Below are 7,435 nucleotides of genomic sequence, written 5' to 3' on the forward strand. Positions count from 1 at the left end.
TACCATTGGCATCAATATCAAATTTAACTTCAATTTGAGGAACCCCTCTACGAGCAGGTGCAATACCAGTTAATTGGAAGTTACCTAATTCTTTATTGTCAGCTGCCATTGGACGTTCACCTTGTAATACACGAATATCAACAGCTGGCTGATTATCTGCAGCTGTAGAGAAAATTTGTGACTTACTTGTAGGAATTGTAGTATTACGTGGAATTAATACAGTCATAACACCACCCATTGTTTCAATACCCAATGATAAAGGTGTAACATCCAATAATAATACATCATTTACATCCCCAGAAATAACTCCACCTTGAATAGAAGCACCCATTGCTACGGCTTCATCAGGGTTAACAGAATGATTTGGTGCTTTTCCTAACGCATTACGAACAGCTTCTTGAACAGCTGGAATACGAGTAGAACCACCAACTAATAATACTTGATCAATATCGGATTTTGATAAATTTGCATCTCTTAAAGCATTTTCAATTGGAATTAAAGTACGATCTACTAAATGCTTTGTCATTGCATCAAATTTAGCACGAGTCAATGTTGTATCTAAGTGTAAAGGACCAGCAGCTCCCATTGAAATAAATGGTAAAGAAATTTGTGTTTGTGTAACACCACTTAAGTCTTTTTTCGCTTTTTCAGCTGCTTCTTTTAAACGCTGCATAGCCATTTTATCTTTAGACAAATCAACCCCATTGTCTTTTTTAAACATATCGATCATCCAATCAACCAATACATTATCAAAGTCATCTCCACCTAAACGAGTATCTCCGTTTGTAGACAATACTTCGAATGTACCATCGGCTAAGTCCAAGATAGAAACATCAAAAGTTCCTCCACCTAAGTCATAGATCAATACTTTTTGTTCTTTATCTGTTTTGTCAATTCCATAGGCTAATGCAGCTGCTGTAGGTTCATTGATAATACGTTCAACTTCTAAACCAGCAATACGTCCTGCATCTTTTGTTGCCTGACGCTGTGCATCATTAAAATAAGCAGGCACAGTAATAACAGCTTTTGTGACTTTTTCACCTAAATAATCTTCAGCATATCCCTTCAAATATTGAAGAATCATAGCCGAAACTTCTTGTGGTGTATATTTCTTTCCTTCTGCTTCAACTTTTTCATTTGTTCCCATTAAACGTTTGATAGAACTAATTGTGTTTGGATTTGTAACCGCTTGACGCTTTGCAGCATCTCCTACAATTCGTTCTCCGTTTTTAAAAGCAACAACACTAGGCGTTGTACGATTTCCTTCTGGATTAGGAATTACTTTACAATCTTTTCCTTCCATTACTGCAACACAACTATTTGTTGTTCCTAAGTCAATACCAATAATTTTTGCCATAGTCAATTCCTCCTTTTTACTCGCTAACCTTTACTAAGGCAGGTCTTAAAATACGATCCTTTAACATATATCCCTTTTGAAGAACCTCCAATACCATACCAGATTCAACACCTTCTTGTTGTTCCTGCATCAAAGCCTGCATTGTGTTGTGATCAAAAGGTTTTCCTTCTGCATCAATTTCTTTGACACCTTCTTTTTCAAGTACACCAATAAATTGATTGTAAATCATTTCAAAACCTTTGACATAATTTAACAACGCCTCATCTTCTGTCTGTACCTTCAAAGCCATTGCCATGTTATCAACAATTGGAAGAAGCTCTAAGGCCGAATCCTTAAAACGATACTTCTTAGCTGTATCTGCTTCTTTTGTTAAACGCTTCTTCAAATTTTCTGTATCTGCATATGCACGGGCATAATCATTTTTCAATTTCAAAACTTCATTTTGAAGACTCTCAATCAAAGCATCTCTTTCATCTACTTCAACGACTTCTTCTTCCTGAATGACTTCTTCTGTATTTTCTACAGCCTCTTTTTTTTCTTCATTCTTATTCTTGCTCATCATTTCCACCTCCCTTATGTTCATCATAGAATATATCTTCAATCACATTTGTCATATAATCCATCAAGCCAACAATTTTCGAATACTGCATACGATTTGGCCCTACAACCATTAATCTTCCTTCTTCCTGATTTGTATATCTGAACTTAGCACTAATAATGGAACAATCACCAATTTGCACCAGCTGTTTTTGACTGTCAATATTTACTAGAACGTTATCATCTTTTTGTGTCCATTCTCTAAACAATTGACTATCTTCCAGCACGTTCATTAATTCTTTCAAACGATTCATGTCACTGAATTCCGGTTGAAACAACATATTTCCTCGACCTGAAACTTTTACTTTTTCATTGGCAAATCGCATAAATGCCGTCACAAATGCTTCAAATAAAACTTCATGTCGAACCAAAGTTGCTGACATAATTGGATGAATTTCATTCATACGATCCACGACATCACAAATCAATGTTCCTATTAATTTATCGTTCAATAATTCTGTACACTTACGAATATCATCCAAAGAAACTTCTTCTTTAAAATTAAAGACCTTGTTTTCAGTATGTCCCTGATCCGTCACAATAATCGCAACAGCACTTCTTTCATTGATAGGAATCAATTGAATATGCTGTAAACGCTGTTCATTGCACTCAGGACCTAAAACAATACTCGTTAAGTTTGTCATTTCCGATAAAATATCACAAGACTTTTCAACGACTTCATCAACAGAATAATGTCTCTGTAAAAAATAAGACTTTAATGACTGTTGCACTGGCACATCAATATCTGTTTCCAATAAATTTTCCACATAATATCGATACCCCTTTGAACTTGGAATTCGACCACTGGAAGTATGTGTCTTTTCCAGTAATCCATATTTTTCCAAAGTCGCCATTTCATTTCGAATCGTAGCCGACGAAACAGGGAAATCCAATAAATTCATCAAAGTTTTAGAGCCAATCGGTTCTGCACTACGAGTAAACTCTTCAACAATTGTTTTAAAAATAACATTTTGTCTATTCGTTAATCCCATATAGCCTCCAATCTAGCACTCCTTTTCTTTGTCTGCTAACAGTATATCATAAAAATTAGCACCGTCAATAATTTGGTGCTAAATTTTTCATTTTTTTTCATAATTTGATACACTATATATAGGAGATGATATTATGTTTAAACCAATTGATTTATATTCACTTTCTTTTAATCCATTTGACAAAATCGGAAAAGAATGGTTTTTGATTACAGCTAAAAAAGAAAAAAAAGTCAATACAATGACAGCTTCCTGGGGTGCTTTAGGCCATTTATGGAATAAAGATATTATTATTGCTTTTATTCGCCCACAACGATACACAAAACAATTTATTGATGAAAGTGAATGTTTTACTTTATCGTTTTTTGAAGACCATCACAAAGAATTATCGTATTTAGGTACAAAATCTGGAAAAGACGAAGATAAAATTGCCAACGTGAATTTTCATGTCACTGAAATCGAAAATCTTCCAACGTTTGAAGAAGCAAAAGACGTTTTTTTAATCAAGAAATTATATGTCTCAAAATTTGAAAAAGAAAATTTCTTATATTCGAATCTCTATGATAAAAACTATCCAAACGATGATTTGCATTACATTTATATAGGAGAAATTACAGGAGTATATACGCATGAATAAAATTGTTCATATTGATTCCAATATATTTGGTGCTACCACTTTAAAAGAAATAAATAGCCCCGAACAAAACAATTTAGCTCTTCATGTTTGTATACATCCTGAAGATGTTTTAAAAAATCGACATCGATTGGAACAAGAAACGCTTCCTTTGTCAAACTGGGTACTTTCCTGGCAAAAACACACAGCCAATGTGGTTCGTGTTTATAAAGAAGATAGAGGAAAAGGGGCTTATGAAAAAGAAAGCAGTATACTCAATACAGATGCATTGTATACAACCGATGCCAATACATTAATTGGAGTATTCACAGCCGATTGTGTAGGCTTATTATTAGTCGATGAAAGCACTCCATGTGTTTGTGTCATTCATTCTGGATGGAAAGGAACCTGTCAAGGAATTGTGAATAAAGTTGTTAAACAACTCATTGCTGAAAATATATTACATCCAAAAAACACAAAAGCTTTTTTCTCACCAAGTATTTTATGGGATTCACTGGAGGTGGGAATGGAAGTCATTGATCAAATTCATCAACTGGATTTTGATGTAGAACCTTTTATTCGTTACATGCCCCATCAAAAAGCGTATCTAGATAATCAGGGAATCAATATTCAAATGTTGAAAAACAATGGCATTACACAAATAGTTGAAAGTATATGGGATACCAAAAAAGAAAAAGAAATTTGTTTTAGTTATCGCAATGATAAAAAAACAGGAGAACATTTTACGTTTGGTTATATAAAGGAATAAATTATGTCAAAAAAGAAAAATGAACGCCAAGTTCAAATCCGTAATATTTTACTTAAAGAAAATCGCATTAAAATCACAGACCTGGCCAAGCAACTCAATGTCACACCAGAAACACTTCGAAGTGATTTAAATGAAATGGAAAGACAAAATATTGTGGTGCGTGAACATGGTTATGCACGTATGGATAATTCACTAGGAGAGCTTCCTGTTTATTTAAGAAGCCAGGAACATCCTAAAGAAAAGAAAAACATTGTATTTCGTGCTTTTCAGGAAATTAAAGATGGACAAGTGGTTTATCTTGATTCCGGTAGTACCATAATATTAGGTATTCAATACATTCAAACAAAAAAAGACTTAACCATTGTTACTAATTCCCTTCCACTGGCACTGGAATGCGCCAAAATGAATTTAAAAATTATTTTTGCGGGCGGGGATGTATTAAACGAAGGCCTTCGCTGTTATGGCTTTTTTGCTGAACAAATTATCAATCGCATCAATGTCGATGTTGCGATTTTAGGAAGCGATGGCATTGTGAACTGTGATGGCTTTACAACTAACAACGTTCACGAAGTCGGATTTAAAAGACATATTATCAATCGCAGTAAAAAAATAATCACAGTTTGTGATCGCTTTAAATTCCAAAAAGAAGCGCCTTTTATTTATTGTAAATTCAGTGAAATTGATCAGCTGATCACCAATGAACTTACGCCACAAGAATATGAAAAAGTGAAAGAAATTCCTTCTGTCATACAAATAAAAGCCGACTAAACGGCTTTTTCTTTACTAGATATAGTATTTAAAACGACCGCAAACAAGATGACAGCCGATCCCATTAAAGCATATGTTCCCATGGCTTCTCCATAAAACAAGAAAACCCAGATTGGATTCATCACAGCTTCTAACAATCCAATTAAAGATGTTGTGACTGGATTGGTCAATTTCGATCCTTTCGAGAAGAACACATACGCCAATCCCACCTGGAAAATCCCCAGCGCCAGTAAAGCGATATTGGATGTCATATTGCTGTAATCCATTTGATTTAAAAATGGAATGGATACTAAAAACGATAATAAAAATCCTAGCATACTGGCATCTTCACTACTAGCTTCGGGTAAAGAATTCACAAAGAATACACCTGAGAAACATAGTCCTGCACAAATGGCCAGGCAATTTCCAATGAGTTTTCCGCCATCTAATTGATCAAAGAAAAAGAGTACCATTCCACTAAATGCCAGAATAACTAATATAAATTGTTTGAGAGACGGTAATCTTTTGTGGTATAAACAATCCCATATCAAAACAAATATAGGCGCTAAATATTGTAATACAATCGCATTGGCAGCTGTTGTCATTTTATTAGCAATAACATAGAGAGTATTAGTCATCATCAAACAAAAAGCAGCTAATACAACATAACGATTGATTTTGATTTTTAATCCTCTTTTATAAACATAAAACAATCCCATTGCAATTAAAGAACGAATCCCATTAATCGCAATCGCATTTCCTGAAGTATATTTAATTAAAATACCACCCGTAGACCAAAGAAATACCGTAATTAAAACATAAAAATAGCCTTTATTTTTCATAAAAGCTATTTTAACAGAAAAGATAATCATTGCCAATAAATCTTTAAAACCCAGAACCCTTTATCCCGATACATCCGCTCTACACAACATCCTTTTTCTTCTAAATACTTCATCGCACTTTGCGCTCCATGTTGTTTCCGCATCACAACATAGAAATTTCCTTTTAAATGTTCAATGCACTGATCAAATAAAGAATAAACGACTTTTTTTCCAGTACGAATGGGTGGATTCAACAAAATGCAATCAAAGAAACCATCTTCCTGTTTCAATCCGTCTTGACATTTTATGGTACATCGACTTTGAAATGAAGCCATATTTTGCCTGGCTAATTCAACAGCTCTTTCATTAATATCAATCATTGTTAAATCACAATCAAAATGATGGGCCATTACCAATCCAACCGGTCCTATCCCACAACCCAAATCCAAAACACGTTGTACTTCTTTTTCTTCTTTTAATACACATTCCAGTAAAATTTTGGTTCCTGTATCTAATTTGTCTTTTGAAAAAACACCATTGTTTGATTGGAGTTTATATTCTTTATTTTGTATGGAAAAATGAAATATAAATGGTTCATCTTTTATTGTTGTATCGTTTTCGAAATATTGACTCATAGATGGATTATAACATAAATTGAGCAGCTTGTTCATCTATTATAAATTCAACATTAGGATGCATTCTTAAAAAAGAAACAGGATACATCGGATCAATATGATCGTTTTCAAATAATTTCTTTAATAAAGGTGCTTTATGTACCCCTGAACAAACCACAAAATAGTTTTTGCACTTCATGTGTTCTTCCATTCCCGTTGTAATGGCAAATTCTGGAATTGGACAATCTAAAAACGCATTGGCATTTTGTTGTCTTGTTTTTTCATCCAATTTCACGACATGGCATCTTGGACGAAGATATGGACCCGGTTCATTAAACGCAATATGACCATCATCCCCTATTCCTGTAATCGCAATGTCTAAGCCTCCTGCATCGATAATGTCCTGAGCATATTGTTGACACATTTCATCCAGGTTTTCACTTAATCCATCCGGATAGCGAACATTTTTCAAATCCATATTGACGTGATCTAAAAAATGCTGGTGCATAAAATAAATAAAGCTGTGAGGATCCTCTGGTGCAAACCCAACGTATTCATCCATATCAAAGGTTTTCATTTTTGAAAAATCAACTTTTCCTTCTTGATACATCTTCACTAAATAGCGATACATGCCAATGGGTGAATTGCCAGCCGGTAAACAAAAAACACAATCTGGTTTTTGATTCACAATATCTACCACTCTTTGTGCCATCACTTGACTTACTTCTTCATAGTCTTTACAAATTGTTACTTTCATACGTCTCTCCTTTTTCTTTATTGTATCACAAAATTAGCGATATCGCTAATTTTGGATAAAAAAAAAGACACTTCATAAGGAAGTGTCACAAACAAAAGATGTAACATCTTTTCGATCCATTAAATAATGGCCTGCATGTACATTATATTTTGTGTGATCGGCAACAACAAT

General features: G+C 34.0%; 9 protein-coding genes. 3 read left to right on the forward strand and 6 right to left on the reverse strand.

Annotated features, from left to right (window positions below; all coding sequences use genetic code 11):
- The 3 genes from dnaK to hrcA form a co-directional block, all read right to left on the reverse strand.
- On the reverse strand, window positions 1-1,357 hold a 1,357-nt coding region (gene dnaK / locus ACI32A_RS07055), incomplete at its 3' end, for a molecular chaperone DnaK (RefSeq protein ID WP_439754334.1).
- 16 nt (window positions 1,358-1,373) lie between these two features.
- Window positions 1,374-1,916 (reverse strand): nucleotide exchange factor GrpE, encoded by a 543-nt coding sequence (gene grpE, locus ACI32A_RS07060; protein WP_439754335.1) that lies wholly within the window; start codon window positions 1,914-1,916, stop codon window positions 1,374-1,376.
- Window positions 1,903-2,946, reverse strand: coding sequence for a heat-inducible transcriptional repressor HrcA (hrcA, locus tag ACI32A_RS07065; RefSeq protein WP_439754336.1), 1,044 nt, complete (start codon window positions 2,944-2,946; stop codon window positions 1,903-1,905). The genes grpE and hrcA overlap by 14 nt, the downstream gene beginning before the upstream one ends.
- Window positions 2,947-3,079: 133 nt before the next feature.
- Between hrcA and ACI32A_RS07070 the strand changes: the two genes are divergently transcribed.
- From ACI32A_RS07070 to ACI32A_RS07080, 3 genes are read left to right on the forward strand one after another with little or no spacing between them, the layout of a single operon-like run.
- Window positions 3,080-3,580, forward strand: a complete 501-nt coding sequence (locus ACI32A_RS07070; RefSeq protein ID WP_439754337.1) for a flavin reductase — start codon at window positions 3,080-3,082, stop codon at window positions 3,578-3,580.
- Window positions 3,573-4,325, forward strand: a complete 753-nt coding sequence (locus ACI32A_RS07075) for a polyphenol oxidase family protein (RefSeq protein WP_439754338.1) — start codon at window positions 3,573-3,575, stop codon at window positions 4,323-4,325. The genes ACI32A_RS07070 and ACI32A_RS07075 overlap by 8 nt, the downstream gene beginning before the upstream one ends.
- Window positions 4,326-4,328: 3 nt before the next feature.
- Window positions 4,329-5,093 (forward strand): DeoR/GlpR family DNA-binding transcription regulator, encoded by a 765-nt coding sequence (locus ACI32A_RS07080; RefSeq protein ID WP_439754339.1) that lies wholly within the window; start codon window positions 4,329-4,331, stop codon window positions 5,091-5,093.
- On the opposite strand, the gene ACI32A_RS07085 is transcribed toward ACI32A_RS07080, so the two are convergent.
- Genes ACI32A_RS07085 through ACI32A_RS07095 form a run of 3 tightly spaced genes read right to left on the reverse strand, consistent with a single transcriptional unit; the run spans window position 5,090 to window position 7,264 of the window.
- Window positions 5,090-5,914: a DMT family transporter gene (locus ACI32A_RS07085; protein ID WP_439754340.1), complete on the reverse strand. Its 825-nt coding sequence runs from the start codon at window positions 5,912-5,914 to the stop codon at window positions 5,090-5,092. The two genes, ACI32A_RS07080 and ACI32A_RS07085, sit on opposite strands and share 4 nt — an antisense overlap.
- 26 nt (window positions 5,915-5,940) lie before the next feature.
- Complete coding sequence (locus ACI32A_RS07090; RefSeq protein WP_439754341.1) at window positions 5,941-6,528, reverse strand: class I SAM-dependent methyltransferase; 588 nt, start codon at window positions 6,526-6,528, stop codon at window positions 5,941-5,943.
- A 7-nt stretch (window positions 6,529-6,535) separates the two neighbouring features.
- Complete coding sequence (locus ACI32A_RS07095) at window positions 6,536-7,264, reverse strand: glucosamine-6-phosphate deaminase (protein WP_439754342.1); 729 nt, start codon at window positions 7,262-7,264, stop codon at window positions 6,536-6,538.
- Window positions 7,265-7,435 lie beyond the last annotated feature (171 nt).

This window comes from Floccifex sp., from assembly GCF_051873555.1.
GTDB lineage: Bacteria > Bacillota_I > Bacilli_A > Erysipelotrichales > Erysipelotrichaceae > Floccifex.